1 protein-coding gene is annotated in these 1,383 nt (G+C 73.8%); it reads left to right on the forward strand.

Annotated elements, in window-relative coordinates; all coding sequences use genetic code 11:
- The first annotated feature begins 141 nt into the window (after positions 1 to 141).
- Positions 142 to 1,101 (forward strand): LysR family transcriptional regulator, encoded by a 960-nt coding sequence (locus J0670_RS38030; RefSeq protein WP_207817333.1) that lies wholly within the window; start codon positions 142 to 144, stop codon positions 1,099 to 1,101.
- Positions 1,102 to 1,383 lie beyond the last annotated feature (282 nt).

Below are 1,383 nucleotides of genomic sequence, written 5' to 3' on the forward strand. Positions count from 1 at the left end.
TGGGAGGGGGCTTGACGAGGCAAATCGTCGGGGTGAAGGTAAGCCGCTGACATGTCATGTGTGCCGTTGCACCCTTCTCCGCGGCAGCCGTCCGGCGCCGTCGTCCGGGAGGGCCTGGCTGCGGTGCGAGGGGGGAGGGCCATGGAGCTGGAGCTGCGGCACCTGAGGGTGCTGTGCGCCATCGCCGACACCGGGAGCGTCGGCCGGGCCGCGGTCCTGCTGGGCGCCTCGCAGCCGGCGACCAGCACCCAGCTGAGCCGGATCGAACGCCACCTGGGCGCGCCGCTGTTCGAGCGCACCGCCGCAGGGGTGGTGCCGACCTGTTTCGGGGCCGAGGTGGTGGCCGCCGCGCGGGATCTGCTCTACCGCGCCGACGTCCTGGGCCGGCGCACGGAACCCCCGGACGGGTCGGCCCGCCGGGACCTGCGGCTGGCCGCGACCATCTCGCCGATCCTGCCCGCCCTGGTCACCAGGGCCCGGCACCACCGGCCCGACCAGCGCCTCACGGTGACCTCCGTCTACCGCTCCTCGGACATCGTCGACCTGCTGGAGCAGGGCGAGGCGGACGCCGCGGTGGCCGTGGACTACCCGGGCCGGGAACTGCGTCACTCGCCGGCCGTGGCGCATCGCGGGATCGTCACCGAGCCCGCCTTCGTGGCCCTCCCGGCGGGGCACCGGCTGCGCCACCGCACCGAGGTCGCCCTGGCGGACCTCGCGGACGAGGACTGGTTCCTGACCCCCGACGACGGGGCCGGCTGGCACGGCGTGTTCTACGGGGCCTGCGCCTCGGCGGGGTTCACCCCGGCGACCGTCCACGAGTTCCTCGGCGGCCGACTGGAGCTCCAGGAGATGATCGCCGCCGGCCTCGGGATCTCCGTCGTCCAGGCGACCACCCGGCAGCTCGCCGAGGTGGTGGTCAAACCGCTCGCCGGAACCCCGATCTGGGTCCGCCACCTGCTGGCCTGGCGCTCGGCGGCGGTGGGCGCGGACGTGGTGGAGACCCTGTTCGGCGCGGCGACCGCGGCGTACCGGGACCTGATCGCGGCGGCGCCCGCGTTCCAGGCGTGGGCCGCGCGGACCTACCGGCCGAGCCGGTCGTAGCGGGGCGTCAGGCCGCCCTCGCGGTGGGGGAGTTCAGTTCCGCGGCAGGCGGCGACGGGCCGTGGAGCGGGGTCGCGGCGCCGTGTTATGGGCCGTGTTATGGCCGGCCTCAGAGATGTCATATGACCTGTGACATTGTTCTGACGGATGGTCGCTGGCAGGATCATGTCGCGTTCCCCCATGTCTCGGCAGTCGTCCAGCACCTCCCCCCACAGGAGAAGGGCCCACGCCAGTGCGCCTACGCATACCCCTCCCCACCCTCATGGCCGGCCTCGTCGCCGG

The sequence above is a fragment of the Streptomyces sp. FH025 genome (genome assembly GCF_017427025.1).
Classification (GTDB): Bacteria; Actinomycetota; Actinomycetes; order Streptomycetales; family Streptomycetaceae; genus Kitasatospora.